The 15755-nt window shown below is 39.8% G+C and carries 11 protein-coding genes, 2 tRNA genes and 3 rRNA genes; 13 read left to right on the forward strand and 3 right to left on the reverse strand.

The window, feature by feature from the left end; all coding sequences use genetic code 11:
* Window positions 1-195 precede the first annotated feature (195 nt).
* Window positions 196-1065, forward strand: a complete 870-nt coding sequence (locus tag AC1PU0_RS03685; RefSeq protein ID WP_206850739.1) for a hypothetical protein — start codon at window positions 196-198, stop codon at window positions 1063-1065.
* Between the two features lie 812 nt (window positions 1066-1877).
* On the opposite strand, the gene AC1PU0_RS03690 is transcribed toward AC1PU0_RS03685, so the two are convergent.
* The gene (locus tag AC1PU0_RS03690; protein ID WP_069653719.1) at window positions 1878-2384 is read right to left on the reverse strand and encodes a phosphatidylglycerophosphatase A family protein; all 507 of its coding nucleotides are present in this window, start codon (window positions 2382-2384) and stop codon (window positions 1878-1880) included.
* Window positions 2385-2469: 85 nt separating this feature from the next.
* On the opposite strand from AC1PU0_RS03690, the gene AC1PU0_RS03695 reads away from it, so the two are divergent.
* The gene (locus AC1PU0_RS03695) at window positions 2470-2712 is read left to right on the forward strand and encodes a DUF1450 domain-containing protein (RefSeq protein ID WP_069653720.1); all 243 of its coding nucleotides are present in this window, start codon (window positions 2470-2472) and stop codon (window positions 2710-2712) included.
* A gap of 40 nt (window positions 2713-2752) precedes the next feature.
* Here the strand turns inward: AC1PU0_RS03695 and AC1PU0_RS03700 are convergent, their stop codons facing one another.
* Window positions 2753-3766 carry an NAD(P)/FAD-dependent oxidoreductase gene (locus AC1PU0_RS03700; RefSeq protein ID WP_206850741.1) on the reverse strand — a complete coding sequence of 338 codons (1014 nt, stop codon included), beginning with the start codon at window positions 3764-3766 and terminating at the stop codon, window positions 2753-2755.
* A 224-nt stretch (window positions 3767-3990) separates the two neighbouring features.
* Here AC1PU0_RS03700 and AC1PU0_RS03705 point away from each other — a divergent pair, with 224 nt between their 5' ends.
* Window positions 3991-4578: a peptidylprolyl isomerase gene (locus tag AC1PU0_RS03705; protein ID WP_069653722.1), complete on the forward strand. Its 588-nt coding sequence runs from the start codon at window positions 3991-3993 to the stop codon at window positions 4576-4578.
* Window positions 4579-4639: 61 nt separating this feature from the next.
* Here the strand turns inward: AC1PU0_RS03705 and AC1PU0_RS03710 are convergent, their stop codons facing one another.
* The gene (locus tag AC1PU0_RS03710) at window positions 4640-5806 is read right to left on the reverse strand and encodes a MalY/PatB family protein (RefSeq protein ID WP_479998738.1); all 1167 of its coding nucleotides are present in this window, start codon (window positions 5804-5806) and stop codon (window positions 4640-4642) included.
* Window positions 5807-5999: 193 nt separating this feature from the next.
* Between AC1PU0_RS03710 and AC1PU0_RS03715 the strand changes: the two genes are divergently transcribed.
* The 10 genes from AC1PU0_RS03715 to AC1PU0_RS03760 all read left to right on the forward strand — a co-directional run bounded on the left by AC1PU0_RS03715 (window position 6000) and on the right by AC1PU0_RS03760 (window position 15688).
* Entirely contained in the window at window positions 6000-6368 is a 369-nt protein-coding gene (locus AC1PU0_RS03715; RefSeq protein ID WP_069653724.1) for a CvfD/Ygs/GSP13 family RNA-binding post-transcriptional regulator, read from the forward strand.
* 64 nt (window positions 6369-6432) lie between these two features.
* Window positions 6433-6804, forward strand: a complete 372-nt coding sequence (locus AC1PU0_RS03720; RefSeq protein ID WP_181429481.1) for a hypothetical protein — start codon at window positions 6433-6435, stop codon at window positions 6802-6804.
* A gap of 136 nt (window positions 6805-6940) precedes the next feature.
* Window positions 6941-7447 carry a GNAT family N-acetyltransferase gene (locus AC1PU0_RS03725; protein ID WP_206850748.1) on the forward strand — a complete coding sequence of 169 codons (507 nt, stop codon included), beginning with the start codon at window positions 6941-6943 and terminating at the stop codon, window positions 7445-7447.
* A gap of 558 nt (window positions 7448-8005) precedes the next feature.
* Window positions 8006-9567 (forward strand): 16S ribosomal RNA (locus tag AC1PU0_RS03730).
* Window positions 9568-9649: 82 nt separating this feature from the next.
* Window positions 9650-9722 (forward strand) — tRNA-Ala (locus AC1PU0_RS03735).
* A 185-nt stretch (window positions 9723-9907) separates the two neighbouring features.
* Window positions 9908-12819: ribosomal RNA gene (locus tag AC1PU0_RS03740) — 23S ribosomal RNA — on the forward strand.
* 95 nt (window positions 12820-12914) lie between these two features.
* Window positions 12915-13030 (forward strand): 5S ribosomal RNA (gene rrf / locus AC1PU0_RS03745).
* Together the 16S, 23S and 5S rRNA genes with 2 tRNA genes alongside form the textbook arrangement of a ribosomal RNA operon.
* 7 nt (window positions 13031-13037) lie before the next feature.
* A tRNA-Asn gene (locus AC1PU0_RS03750) sits at window positions 13038-13111 on the forward strand.
* Between the two features lie 286 nt (window positions 13112-13397).
* The gene (locus AC1PU0_RS03755) at window positions 13398-14450 is read left to right on the forward strand and encodes an LTA glycolipid anchor biosynthesis glycosyltransferase, IagA/BgsA family (RefSeq protein WP_206849389.1); all 1053 of its coding nucleotides are present in this window, start codon (window positions 13398-13400) and stop codon (window positions 14448-14450) included.
* A gap of 14 nt (window positions 14451-14464) precedes the next feature.
* Window positions 14465-15688: a glycosyltransferase family 4 protein gene (locus AC1PU0_RS03760; protein ID WP_069653308.1), complete on the forward strand. Its 1224-nt coding sequence runs from the start codon at window positions 14465-14467 to the stop codon at window positions 15686-15688.
* The last annotated feature ends 67 nt before the right edge of the window (window positions 15689-15755 follow it).

The following is a 15755-nucleotide window of genomic DNA, read 5'->3' on the forward strand; positions in this document are numbered from 1 at the left end:
GTAGGTTATAGGTTCAAATCCCACGAGAATGGTATTCCTTCAGCGGCTTCGGACGTTTAGAAGATGGAATATGCATTCTTTTTTTTGCTATTGTATCGTCCGAATATCCATCTTACTCATAATAATCTTTATGAAGTGAGTATTCTACTATTTAATGATAAACTAAAGAAAAGGAACCTTTAGGAGGGGAAAAAAATGAGAAATAAATTCATCTATTCATTTATATTACTAGCAGGTGTATCTCTAGCTGCTTGTGGAGGAAAAGGGCAAACAACCGAACATTCAACGACAGCTAAAAGTACTGAAAAAACAAGTCAAACAACTACAGCGACGAGTAAAAACACCGAAAAATCTAGTACAACCCAAAAGTCATCTTCTTCTGCGAACACTTCTGAAGCGAATGAAAGTAAAGCGCCTGCAAAATCAGAAAATAACACACCGGAAAAACAAGCAGAGGCGGTTTTAGGGCAACTTAATCAAGAGTTTCCAAACAATTCATTGCCGCAAGCTATATTAACAAGTCAAACAGCAGAGTATTTAACTGCCGCAACGACAAGTACCGCTGATCAAGGAAACTTTAGAGTATTGTATTATGCTGAAGCTAATGCAATTGCAGTGAATGATCTAGCGGTCAATGAGTTGCAACCCATTGCATCATTCGAGAAAAAATCTTATGGATCAGATGCAGAAGCCGCCGCCGCTGTTAATCAAATTATTGATAATGGGGGAAATCCAATTGATCTTGGCTATGGAATCAAAGGCTATCAACAAGGTGCGGCAGGCTCTACTTTTCTATCGTGGCAAGAAGGCAATTGGAGTATGGTTGTCAGAGCTTCCAATATTGGAGGAGAAGTTGGTGAACCTTTAGCGAAAGAAGCCGTTGCATATTTAGAAACAGCGATGCTTCCAGCACCTCGAAATGTTGGACAGATTTCTTTAACAGCTAGCGTTAGCGATAGCTACCAGAACAATTCAGTTGTTTGGCAAAAAGGGACAATCGTCTATACGATCCAACACTTTGATGCTGTGCAAGCACTAAAAATGGCTGTATCGACAAATCAATAATTAGGATAACTAAGTTCAAATGAATATAAGCGAAGTATTAATCGGTTAATAAGAATTTCTACTAATCAAAAAATAATGAGGAAAGCCTTGGCCCTATTATTTTTTTAAGAACGATTGTTTTTCAAGGGAAAAATAAGCAGAATCATCATTGACGAAACATTCACTCATCTTGTACAATGAGTACATGATAGAAGTGAAATAATAAAATAAAAAAGGCACTTCACAGTTTGGTGGCCGCCAAACTACGAAGCCCTGAAAAGTCAGCAGACACTGACCGATCAAGTTGCCCTCGTCAATGCAAAAGCACTGACATGATTCATTGTACTCAATTTTTAGGAAAATATCTACCCCTAAAAATACACGAGATGATGAACATGCCAGCGTTTACTTATTGAACGATACAACGGTATTGGAAGGAATTCTGATACCGTTTTTTTATTTTTTTACTTCTATCTATTGTTTTTAATATCCTTGTTGATCGTACAACTATAATTTAAATAAGTACGATTTAATCTCTAGGGGATGTTGAATAAAGTTTACCACTATAGGCTTTTGATTTATCTATTGGGGAAGAAAATCAACGACTGAAAAAATGTGCTCATTTAAAATCAGAAGAAACTCTTTTAGCCTATAGTGGTATCTTTAAACATAAGTATATAATATGTTGCATACTTTAAACTTATTATAATGGACATCTTACTAACGAAGCAATTGAAAAGCTGTAAAAAATATAAAAAAGAGCAGAAAATTTTATTTATGTACCTAAAACTTAGATATCAATAATTTTCTACCCTTACTCTATTTACGAATAATTATTGTGTGATACTACTTTTATCTGGCTGAGAGTGAGCTAATCGACTAGCTGCGGCTGCCGCAATTGCGCCAACAATATCATCTAAAAAAGTATGGACTTGCGGTCCTTCATGAGAATTTAACTTAGCTAAAATACCAGGCTTTACTTTGTCGATGTAGCCATAATTTGTAAAACCGATCGAACCATAAACATTAACGATTGAAAGTGCTAAAATTTCATCAATACCGTATAGACCTTCATCTTCTTCTAAAATTTCTTGTAAAGGATGAAGTAATTTCTTTTCTTCAGCTAAAATATCTAATTGAATACCAGTGATGATCGTGTTATGCACTTCGCGTTTTGATAACACACTATCAATATGTTCAATACAAGTTGCTACATCAAGATCTTCTATATAAGGTTTTTGTAAAAATAAAACCAATTCCGCCAAATCTTCCATCTCGACACCGCGTTCTTTCAATAATTGACGCGCCTTTTGTTCTAATGTTTCACCTTTTATGACCAAAATAAAAACCTCCGATGCATCATTTTTAAACTTATAATACATCAATGGTATACTATCTACAGAGAAAATTGCAAGGAGAAAATCAATGAACCCTCTAATAGAATGTTGTGAACAAAATTTAGCTAAAGGTGCAGAGCTGTTAATGAATGATCCATTTATTGAAGAAAATGGTGATGTAATTTCTTATTCTTGCATGAATGAATGTGTTCTTTGTGCTCAAACATTCTTTGTTTTATTTGAAGGAGAACGAATTACGGGTGCAACACCAGAAGAACTGGTTGAAAATATAAAAAAAGCGATTGTGCAATGGCAAGAAGAAATGGGATAAAAAATAAAACGCTCCTTTAAAAGGCGCGTTTTATTTTTTATTAAAGCATGTTTGCTTCTTTTCCTTCAAATAAACTAGTACTATGCATTGGCTGAGTTCTTGTGTTGGGTTTAATAAAGTGCAATGCATTATTGACAGCAGTGGGAGCTTCACCAAAACCTGTTGCTATCAGTTTTACTTTGCCATCATAGTTACAAATATCACCAACAGCGTAAACACCAGGAATATTTGTCGACATATCTGAGTTGACTTCAATAGCGTTTCGGCTAACATCTAAACCCCAGTCTTTTAAATGCCCCAATGATGACGTAAAACCGTAGTTGATGATCAAAGAATCTAAGTCTAGCTTTTCAAAATTATCTGCTTTTGTTTCTTTCAATTGAATACCTTTGAATGCGTTATTCTCTACTAAAAGTTGGTCAATAACATAAGGCGTATAAATAGATACTTTAGAATTTTTCAAATTCTCTACACTGTGTTCATGACCACGAAATTCAGGACGGCGATGGATGATCGATACTTCTTTTGCAACAGGCTCTAACATCAAGGCCCAATCAATAGCAGAATCACCACCACCAGCTATAGCAACCTTTTTACCAGAGAATTTGTTCATATCTGTCACATAATAATGAACATGATTTCCTTCAAGTTCTGCTGCACCATCGATCATGAGACGTCGAGGTTGGAAGGACCCATTTCCGATAGCGAAAATAACAGCTTTAGAATAGTGAACACCTTTTGATGTTTCAATGCGTAAGTAGCCATCTTCTTGAACCAAATTTCGCACTTCTTCTTCTAAACAAGTCTCATGGGCAAATGGAGCGATTTGTTTTTCTAAATTTCCAATCAGTTCGCTGGCTTTGATTGCGGGAAAACCGGGAACATCATAAATATATTTTTCGGGGTAAAGCGTAGAAAGTTGTCCACCAAGTTGAGGCAAACTATCAATGATTTTAGTTTTTGCTTTGCGGATACCAGCATAAAAAGCGGCAAAAAGACCGACAGGACCAGCGCCAACAATCGTTAGATCATATATATTTTTTGAATCAGACATCAAAATTTCCTCCAATTTCTATAATAAAAAAGTTTTCATCTATATAAATGAAAGCAACAATGTAGTATATCGTTTTTCACAAAATATCACTTGTAACAGAAAAAAGCAAGTAAGAGTTTGTGAAAAAAAGCTTCTCTTAAAAGAATAGCAAAGATAATGGAATTTTCAAGTGAAGTTGTTTATGATATTATAAGTAAGTAAAAAATAACGAGGAGGAAATAACGATGTCAGAATTTCCACAATTAGATTTAGCAAATGCAAAAGGCCCTAAAGCCGTGATAAAAACCAACCGCGGAGACATTACTGTTCAGCTTTTCCCAGAACAAGCACCAAAAACAGTTGAAAACTTTGTTCAACTAGCGAAAAAGGGCTATTATGATGGGGTGATTTTTCACCGTGTTATTCCTGATTTCATGATCCAAGGTGGCGATCCTACCGGAACAGGTATGGGCGGCGAAAGTATTTATGGCGAAAAATTCGAAGATGAATTTTCTAAAGATGTATTCAATTTACGTGGTGCACTATCAATGGCAAATGCTGGTCCAAATACTAACGGTAGCCAATTTTTTATCGTAAACAATCAAAATGTTCCAGCAAATATGATGGGGCAACTAGAAGGTGCCGGATTCCCAACAGAAGTAATTGAAGCCTACAAAAAAGGTGGAACACCATGGTTAGATTTCCGTCACACAGTCTTTGGTCATGTTGTAGAAGGTATGGATGTAGTCGATGAAATCGGTGGGGTACAAAGAGACTCTCAAGATCGTCCAACATTTGATGTAGTCATCGATAAAGTAGAAATTAGCGAATAAACAGCAACGATGTAAAAAAAGTGAAACTAGAACGCATTAAGGTTCTGGTTTCACTTTTTTATTATTCAAAAGAGTGTTTGATTCTCCGTAAGCCTTCTGACAGTGTTTCTTTTGGACAGGCCACATTTAAGCGCATGTGTTGCGTCCCTTTAGGACCAAAGGTAATTCCAGGATTCAAAACAACTTTTCCTTTATGGACGAGTTGATTTTGCAGTTGTGCATCGGTCAAACCAAAAGCGGAAAAATCTAACCAAATCAAGTAAGTACCTTCTGGATGCATCATTTTGACGCTAGGAAGTTCAGCTTTTAAGAAATTGGTAACCATATCAATGTTTTCTTTTAGATAACCAAGTAATTCATCTAACCAATCATCACCGTGTTCATAAGCAGCCTCTGTTCCTACGTAACCGAAAATATTAATTTCGTTCTGAAAATTACGTTCCTGTGCTTCAACGAATTGTTTTCGCAAATCAGGATTTTCGATGAAGATCATGGAGTTTTTAATACCAGCTAAGTTGAAGGTTTTTGTTGCTGCAGTCAAAGTAATCGAAAAATCTTTGAATGTCGAGTGAACATTTGTGAATGTTGTAAATACATGCGGAGCAAAAATCAAATCTTGATGAATCTCATCGCTAACAACGAGCACATCATATTTTGCGCATAATGTACCAAAAGCTTCAAGCTCACCTTTTGTCCAAACACGTCCGCCTGGATTGTGAGGGTTGCAGAGGATGAATAGTCGAACGTTTTCAGCAACGAAGTATTTTTCCATCTCTTCTAGATCCATAATAAAGTGTTCTTGATCTATTAATAATTGACTACGGACTAGCTTTCGATCATTTTGTTCAACAACTTTGGCAAACGGAGGATAAACTGGATCGTGAATCATAATAGCATCGCCAGGTTCAGTGTAAGCTTGAATAGCCAAAGAGAGACTTGGCACGACACCGCTGTTAAATAGGATCGCTTCTTTGCTAACGGTATAATTGTGATGTCGCTTCTGCCAACGTTGAATTGCTTCGTACAATGAATCAGGAGCTGGAGAGTAACCCAAAATTCCTTGTTCTACTGTTCGATTTATAGCGTCTAGAACAGGCTGATTGGCTTTGAAATCCATATCAGCTATCCATAATGGTAACAAGCCATCTTCTCCATAAGTATCTTTAATGGAATCCCACTTAGAACAATTTGTGTTACGGCGTTCATAGACTGTATCAAATTCTACCATTCAATTCTTCCTTTCTAGATCAAAATATTTTTCGTTAAACGAGACTTAACTATAGTATAATGGAGTTTCAACGAAATATGAACAAAAAGAATTAATAATGGTAGAAATAAATTCATGCACTATTTAATGGAACATGATATCATTTGAAATGAGAAAATTATTTTTGTGGCAATAACGAAAAGAGGATAATAATATGGAATACAAAATAGGAATGATTCTTGACGGGACAATAACCGGTCTACAACCATATGGTGCGTTTGTTTCATTAAATGATACGGTCCAAGGGTTGATACATGTATCAGAAGTGCAGGCAGGTTTTACCAAAAATATTCATAGTTTATTAACTGTCGGACAAAAGGTCAAAGTTCAAGTGATTGATATAGACGAATACTCAAAAAAAATCAGCTTATCTTTAAGAACGTTAGAGACTCAAATACAGCAACCAAATCATCGACGTAAAAAATATTTCACGAATAAAAATAAGAAAATCGGCTTTGAAACCTTAGAACATGAGCTTCCTATCTGGAGGAACGAGGCGATGAATGCACTACTTGAGAAATAAATCTGTTTTTTTTCAGAAAATATGGTACAATTTTCCTAGTTTCTGAAAACAAAAATTAATTGAGGTGGATGTTTTGTCTAACAAAAAAGTCGCTGGTACTATTATGCTGAATCTAAATGATGGTTCGAAAAAATTTCTTGTTCATCCAGTGGGTGAGTCAATGGCGTTTGTTACAACAAAAGTTTCTGAGGATATGACGGGTTTAGCAAGTATGTTACAAGTTTTCAAAGAAGAAATTCAACTAGATGTTACTTCAATTAATTTAGTCGAGTTAACAAATGCTCATACAGATGCTGAAAATATGCCTTTGTTTGTATTTGAAATGAATGAAGATCATGTAGTCCCAACTATTGATAATAGATATGCATGGGAAAAACCATCTAAATTAAAAACTTTATTAGCTTCTTATGAAATTGAAGGAGTCCCGATGTTTTAAAACTAAATAGGTACATAAAGAATAAGAGAAGGATACTACTGTACAACTCTTATCACAGAAACATAAGACGGGACAAAGCTATAATCTAGTTTTGTTCCGTTTTCTTTTAATGCATTTTTTTTCGGAGGAAATCGCCATGAAATTAAAACAAGTAACAATAGAAGAAACGCAAATTGCTATGTCTGTATTAAAAGAGAGTGCCGAATGGTTGAAAGAACAAGGGAGTAATCAATGGTCAGATGTTTTACAAGGCGAAGATAAACACGGATTAGAAGAAGCTGTTGCTAAAGGTGAAGTTTATTTCTTCTATAATAGTAAGAATCAACTAATAGGAATGGCAGCTGCATGGAAAACTCCGACTGAATGGGATAAATTACTTTGGAAAGATTTCGGCTTTCACCAATCCGCATGCTACATACATCGCGTCATCATTCGTCCTATATACAGAGGAAAAGCATATGGAGAAGAATTGTTAAGTGCTTTAAAACGAAAGTTTCTTGATGAAGTATCTGAGTTACGTTTAGATTGTTTAGGTAGCAATCAGAAGTTAATCCAGTTTTATCAAGGAAACGGATTTGTTAACATTGGTAGCTCAAAAGATTCTAATGAAAATGAATTCGAACTATTTTCATATAAATTATAAAGAACGATCGGGATTCATTGCTATTTTTTTTAAAAAACTAATATTGAAACTGTTTTGAGTCAGAAAAGCGAAAATACAAGAGATGGTGAGAAGTTAAGATAAAAAACTTTTTAAATTTTTTCAAAAAATGGTTGACCAATAAAGAAAAACTTGTTATATTATATCTTGTCGCAAGGCACTGACGAATTATGCTGAACGGCAATAATAGAATAACATTTCAAGTTTTAAAAAAACTCGAAAAATCAGGAAGAAAGTTGTTGACAAATAACAAACAACCTGGTAAACTAATGAAGTTGTCATGAAACATCCGATAACATCAAGCAGAAAAAAACTTTGAAACTTTTTAAAAAAAAGTATTGACATCAAATCGAAGATTTGGTATGATATAAAAGTTGCTGCGAGGTAACACAGTAGACCTTTGAAAACTGAACAAAGTAAGACGAACCAAATGTGTAGGTTGTTTTTACAACGGTAAAAACAAACAACAATTTTTAACAAAGCGAAGCAATATGCTAGCAAACAAATGAGCTTAACAATCTTCGGATTGTGTTCAACTTTTATTATGAGAGTTTGATCCTGGCTCAGGACGAACGCTGGCGGCGTGCCTAATACATGCAAGTCGAACGCTTCTTTTCTACCGAGTGCTTGCACTCATTTGAAAAGAGGAGTGGCGGACGGGTGAGTAACACGTGGGTAACCTACCCATCAGAGGGGGATAACACTTGGAAACAGGTGCTAATACCGCATAATAATCGACACCGCATGGTGTTGATTTGAAAGGCGCTTTCGGGTGTCACTGATGGATGGACCCGCGGTGCATTAGCTAGTTGGTGAGGTAACGGCTCACCAAGGCCATGATGCATAGCCGACCTGAGAGGGTGATCGGCCACACTGGGACTGAGACACGGCCCAGACTCCTACGGGAGGCAGCAGTAGGGAATCTTCGGCAATGGACGAAAGTCTGACCGAGCAACGCCGCGTGAGTGAAGAAGGTTTTCGGATCGTAAAACTCTGTTGTTAGAGAAGAACAAGTAGGAGAGTAACTGCTCTTACCTTGACGGTATCTAACCAGAAAGCCACGGCTAACTACGTGCCAGCAGCCGCGGTAATACGTAGGTGGCAAGCGTTGTCCGGATTTATTGGGCGTAAAGCGAGCGCAGGCGGTTTCTTAAGTCTGATGTGAAAGCCCCCGGCTCAACCGGGGAGGGTCATTGGAAACTGGGAGACTTGAGTGCAGAAGAGGAGAGTGGAATTCCATGTGTAGCGGTGAAATGCGTAGATATATGGAGGAACACCAGTGGCGAAGGCGACTCTCTGGTCTGTAACTGACGCTGAGGCTCGAAAGCGTGGGGAGCAAACAGGATTAGATACCCTGGTAGTCCACGCCGTAAACGATGAGTGCTAAGTGTTGGAGGGTTTCCGCCCTTCAGTGCTTGCAGCTAACGCATTAAGCACTCCGCCTGGGGAGTACGACCGCAAGGTTGAAACTCAAAGGAATTGACGGGGGCCCGCACAAGCGGTGGAGCATGTGGTTTAATTCGAAGCAACGCGAAGAACCTTACCAGGTCTTGACATCCTTTGACCACTCTAGAGATAGAGCTTTCCCTTCGGGGACAAAGTGACAGGTGGTGCATGGTTGTCGTCAGCTCGTGTCGTGAGATGTTGGGTTAAGTCCCGCAACGAGCGCAACCCTTATTGTTAGTTGCCATCATTCAGTTGGGCACTCTAGCGAGACTGCCGGTGACAAACCGGAGGAAGGTGGGGATGACGTCAAATCATCATGCCCCTTATGACCTGGGCTACACACGTGCTACAATGGGAAGTACAACGAGTCGCTAGGCCGCGAGGTCATGCAAATCTCTTAAAGCTTCTCTCAGTTCGGATTGTAGGCTGCAACTCGCCTACATGAAGCCGGAATCGCTAGTAATCGCGGATCAGCACGCCGCGGTGAATACGTTCCCGGGCCTTGTACACACCGCCCGTCACACCACGAAAGTTTGTAACACCCGAAGTCGGTGAGGTAACCCTTGTGGAGCCAGCCGCCTAAGGTGGGATAGATGATTGGGGTGAAGTCGTAACAAGGTAGCCGTATCGGAAGGTGCGGCTGGATCACCTCCTTTCTAAGGAATATTACGGAAACTTACACATTCGTCGACACTTTGTTCAGTTTTGAGAGGTTTACTCTCAAGTTAATAGCGCCATGGGGCCTTAGCTCAGATGGGAGAGCGCCTGCTTTGCACGCAGGAGGTCAGCGGTTCGATCCCGCTAGGCTCCATTAGTAACCACTAGGTTACTAATATTGTTCATTGAAAACTGGATATTGAAGTAAAAAAGTAATCAAAACAAACCGAGAACACCGCGTTGAATGAGTTTTTTAAGTAAAATAGTTCGAAGCTTATTTTATTGGTGACGCCTCTATCGCTAGAGAAACGAACCAAACAATTGACCGCAAGGTCATCAGGTTAAGTGAATAAGGGCGCACGGTGGATGCCTTGGCATTAGGAGCCGATGAAGGACGGGACTAACACCGATATGCTTTGGGGAGCTGTAAGTGAGCTATGATCCAGAGATTTCCGAATGGGGAAACCCAGCATCTTTTATAGGATGTTACTTTCCAGTGAATACATAGCTGGTTAGAGGTAGACGCAGAGAACTGAAACATCTAAGTACCTGCAGGAAGAGAAAGAAAATTCGATTCCCTGAGTAGCGGCGAGCGAAACGGGAAGAGCCCAAACCAACAAGCTTGCTTGTTGGGGTTGTAGGACTCCGATGTGGTAGTCTGTCAAGATAGTCGAAGAACCTGGAAAGGTTCGCCAAAGTGGGTAATAGCCCCGTAGACGAAATGTTGGCAACACCTAGGAGTATCCTGAGTACGGCGGAACACGAGAAATTCCGTCGGAATCCGCGGGGACCATCCCGCAAGGCTAAATACTCCCTAATGACCGATAGTGAACCAGTACCGTGAGGGAAAGGTGAAAAGCACCCCGGAAGGGGAGTGAAATAGATCCTGAAACCGTGTGCCTACAACAAGTCAAAGCCCGTTAATGGGTGATGGCGTGCCTTTTGTAGAATGAACCGGCGAGTTACGATTGCATGCGAGGTTAAGGTGAAGAGCCGGAGCCGCAGCGAAAGCGAGTCTGAATAGGGCGAATGAGTATGTAGTCGTAGACCCGAAACCATGTGATCTACCCATGGCCAGGTTGAAGGTGTGGTAAAACGCACTGGAGGACCGAACCCACGTACGTTGAAAAGTGCGGGGATGAGCTGTGGGTAGCGGAGAAATTCCAAACGAACTTGGAGATAGCTGGTTCTCTCCGAAATAGCTTTAGGGCTAGCCTCGGAATTAAGAATGATGGAGGTAGAGCACTGTTTGGACTAGGGGCCCATCTCGGGTTACCGAATTCAGATAAACTCCGAATGCCATTCATTTATATCCGGGAGTCAGACTGCGAGTGATAAGATCCGTAGTCGAAAGGGAAACAGCCCAGACCACCAGCTAAGGTCCCAAAATATATGTTAAGTGGAAAAGGATGTGGGGTTGCACAGACAACTAGGATGTTGGCTCAGAAGCAGCCACCATTTAAAGAGTGCGTAATAGCTCACTAGTCGAGTGACCCTGCGCCGAAAATGTACCGGGGCTAAACATATTACCGAAGCTGTGGATTACACCTCTGGTGTAATGGTAGGAGAGCGTTCTAAGGGCGTTGAAGGTCGATCGTGAGGACGGCTGGAGCGCTTAGAAGTGAGAATGCCGGTATGAGTAGCGAAAGACGGGTGAGAATCCCGTCCACCGTATGACTAAGGTTTCCTGGGGAAGGCTCGTCCGCCCAGGGTTAGTCGGGACCTAAGCCGAGGCCGATAGGCGTAGGCGATGGACAACAGGTTGATATTCCTGTACCAGTTGTTTTTGTTTGAGCAATGGAGGGACGCAGGAGGCTAAGGAATGCATGCGACTGGAAGTGCATGTCCAAGCAGTAAGTCTTGAGTAGAGTCAAATGCTTTACTCTATACGGACAAGCTGTGATGGGGAGGGAAATAATAGTACCGAAGTTCCTGATGTCACACTGTCAAGAAAAGCTTCTAGTGAGAAAACAACTGCCCGTACCGTAAACCGACACAGGTAGTCGAGGAGAGTATCCTAAGGTGAGCGAGCGAACTCTCGTTAAGGAACTCGGCAAAATGACCCCGTAACTTCGGGAGAAGGGGTGCTGACTTCGGTCAGCCGCAGTGAATAGGCCCAAGCGACTGTTTATCAAAAACACAGGTCTCTGCAAAATCGAAAGATGAAGTATAGGGGCTGACGCCTGCCCGGTGCTGGAAGGTTAAGAGGATGGGTTAGCTTCGGCGAAGCTCAGAATTGAAGCCCCAGTAAACGGCGGCCGTAACTATAACGGTCCTAAGGTAGCGAAATTCCTTGTCGGGTAAGTTCCGACCCGCACGAAAGGCGTAACGATTTGGGCACTGTCTCAACGAGAGACTCGGTGAAATTTTAGTACCTGTGAAGATGCAGGTTACCCGCGACAGGACGGAAAGACCCCATGGAGCTTTACTGTAGCTTGATATTGAGTGTTTGTACCACATGTACAGGATAGGTAGGAGCCGATGAACCCGGAACGCTAGTTTCGGTGGAGGCGCTGGTGGGATACTACCCTTGTGTTATGAACCCTCTAACCCGCACCACTTATCGTGGTGGGAGACAGTGTCAGGTGGGCAGTTTGACTGGGGCGGTCGCCTCCTAAAGAGTAACGGAGGCGCCCAAAGGTTCCCTCAGAATGGTTGGAAATCATTCGCAGAGTGTAAAGGCAGAAGGGAGCTTGACTGCGAGACTTACAAGTCGAGCAGGGACGAAAGTCGGGCTTAGTGATCCGGTGGTTCCGCATGGAAGGGCCATCGCTCAACGGATAAAAGCTACCCTGGGGATAACAGGCTTATCTCCCCCAAGAGTCCACATCGACGGGGAGGTTTGGCACCTCGATGTCGGCTCGTCGCATCCTGGGGCTGTAGTCGGTCCCAAGGGTTGGGCTGTTCGCCCATTAAAGCGGCACGCGAGCTGGGTTCAGAACGTCGTGAGACAGTTCGGTCCCTATCCGTCGCGGGCGTTGGAAATTTGAGAGGAGCTGTCCTTAGTACGAGAGGACCGGGATGGACTTACCGCTGGTGTACCAGTTGTTCTGCCAAGGGCACTGCTGGGTAGCTATGTAGGGAAGGGATAAACGCTGAAAGCATCTAAGTGTGAAGCCCACCTCAAGATGAGATTTCCCATTTCTTTAAGAAAGTAAGACCCCTGAGAGATGATCAGGTAGATAGGTTGGAAGTGGAAGTGCAGTGATGTACGGAGCGGACCAATACTAATCGGTCGAGGACTTAACCAAAAAAACGAAATAAAAAAGAGTTTCGGAATGTTTGATTACTACTTCAATCCAGTTTTGAGTGAATAATCACTCAACTAAATAGCAACAACACCCAGTGTGGTGGCGATAGCGAGAAGGATACACCTGTTCCCATGCCGAACACAGAAGTTAAGCTTCTTAGCGCCGATTGTAGTGAAGGGTTTCCCTTTGTGAGAGTAGGACGTCGCCACGCTAATTATTCCGGCATAGCTCAGTTGGTAGTAGCGCATGACTGTTAATCATGATGTCGTAGGTTCGAGTCCTACTGCCGGAGTTAAAGAACGAAGACTTAATAAGTTTTCGTTCTTTTTTTAGTTTATAGTAAAATAAATTTTATTATTTGATAGAATAAACAAAAGGTGAAATAATGATAGAAACGGGTAAAATTGATTATCACTATCTAACAGTTTTGTCATGTAAAGGATCTATTTAGCGGAAAAATGGCTTTCTTATGCTATTTTTTGATATAATATTTGTAAGATAATGGAACTAGGACTTTAGGTTGAGTGAGGATTTTTTAACCTATGTTATAATGCTTTAAAGAAGCTAGGAGGGGCAACGTGAAGGTTTTATTATATTTTGAAGGTGAAAAAATATTAGCGAAGTCTGGAATTGGACGAGCGTTAGACCATCAGAAGCGAGCGCTCTCTGAAGTTGGGATTGAATATACATTAGATGCTAATTGCACAGATTATGACATCTTACACATTAATACGTATGGAATCAATAGCCATAGTATGGTAAATAAAGCAAAAAAGATGGGAAAAAAAGTTATTTACCATGCACACTCAACAGAGGAAGATTTTAGAAATTCATTTATTGGATCTAATCAAATTTCACCTCTAGTTAAAAAATACTTAGTTAGCTTATACTCTAAAGCTGATTATTTAATTACACCGACGCCTTATTCTAAGGCTTTATTAGAAGGTTATGGTATAACAGTTCCAATATCTTCCATTTCAAATGGAATTGATTTAAATAAATTTGAACGTTCTAAAGAAAAAGAAGAAAAATTTAAAGAGTATTTTAAAATCAACGAAAATCAGAAAGTGATTATTTGTGTAGGATTGTATTTTGAAAGAAAAGGAATTACTGACTTTGTTGAACTGGCTAGAAAATTTCCAGAATATCGTTTTATCTGGTTTGGTCATACACCTATGTATTCAATTCCTAGAGCAATTAGAACAATTGTAAAAGAAGACCATCCGGCAAATGTGGAGTTTCCAGGTTATATAAAAGGGGATATAATCGAAGGGGCATATTCAGCTGCTGATCTTTTTTTCTTCCCTTCTTATGAAGAAACAGAGGGAATTGTCATATTAGAGGCTTTAGCCAGCAAACAACAAGTTTTGGTAAGAGATATTCCTGTCTATAAAGGTTGGCTTGAGAATGAAGTGAATTGTTACATGGGAAAGAGCAACGAAGACTTCACTTATTTAATCGACGGACTTATTACAGATAAGATACAAAATACATGTCAAGCAGGTTTTGAAGTTGCTAAGGAGAAAAGTATTGAACGAATCGGATATGAGCTAAAAAAAGTTTATGAAAAAGTGATAAGCAATGATCCAGTAAAAAATAAAGAATGTATACAGCATGAAAATCAAAATTAATGGAGGGGAACAAAGTGAAATTTGGTTTCTTTACAGACACATATTTCCCCCAAGTTAGTGGGGTTGCAACATCTATTAAGACGCTTAAAGATGAATTGGAACAAAAAGGACATCAAGTTTATATTTTTACAACTACTGACCCGAATGCAAAAGAATTTGAAGAAGATGTTATTCGGATGCCAAGTGTGCCTTTTGTCTCATTCAAGGATCGCAGAATTGTAGTACGCGGTATGTGGTATGCTTATCTAATTGCAAAAGAGTTGGATTTAGATTTGATTCACACGCATACAGAATTCGGTGCGGGATTATTAGGTAAAATGGTGGGCAAAAAACTTAAAGTTCCTGTTATTCACACGTATCATACTATGTATGAGGATTATTTGCATTATATTGCCAAAGGAAAAGTTGTACGTCCAACACATGTGAAATATTTTTCTCGGTTCTTTGCGAATCACACAACAGGTGTAGTGTGTCCAAGTGAGAGAGTCATTGACAAATTAAAAGAATATGGCGTAACATCACCAATGAGAATCATTCCAACAGGAATTGACATTCAAAAATTTGAAAGACCTGATATTACCCTTGAAATGCAAAAAGCTCTTCGAGATGAATTAGGATTAAATGATGACAATATCATGTTACTCTCTTTGAGTCGTATTTCCTATGAAAAAAATATTCAAGCAATCGTTAATGGTTTACCAACTGTTTTTGAACATTTCCCAAGTGCTCGTTTCGTTATTGTGGGAGATGGCCCTTACGTTGATAAGTTGCGTTGTTTGGGAGAAGAATTAGGGATAAGTGATAAAATCCAATTCGTCGGAGAAGTGCCGAATGATCAGGTAGCTATTTACTATAAAGCTGCTGATTATTTTGTCAGTGCTTCAACTTCAGAAACACAAGGGCTGACATACACTGAAGCGATGGCTTCTGGAGTTCCTTGTGTGGTTGAGGGCAATGCTTATTTGAATAATTTATTTGATCATGAATCTCTGGGACGGACGTTTAAAGCTGATGTCGATTTTGCCCCGACATTTATTGAATATGTAGAATCAGGTATCACACCAGATAAAGCTATTTTAAAGGAAAAACTTTATGAAATATCAGCAACTCGATTTGGAAATGTAATGCTTGAATTTTATGAAGATATGATTAAATACTATGATCAACTTACTATAGAAAAAGAAGCTGCAGCTTCTATTGAACGAATCAAAGTCAAGTTTACATCTTTGAGAAAATAAATGTTAAAAAGGGACTGGAACTGAAGCGTTTATTCGCATCTCGGGTGTGAAACAAAAGTAATTTTTA

This window comes from Enterococcus sp. XAF26B05_ASV22 (assembly GCF_056727285.1).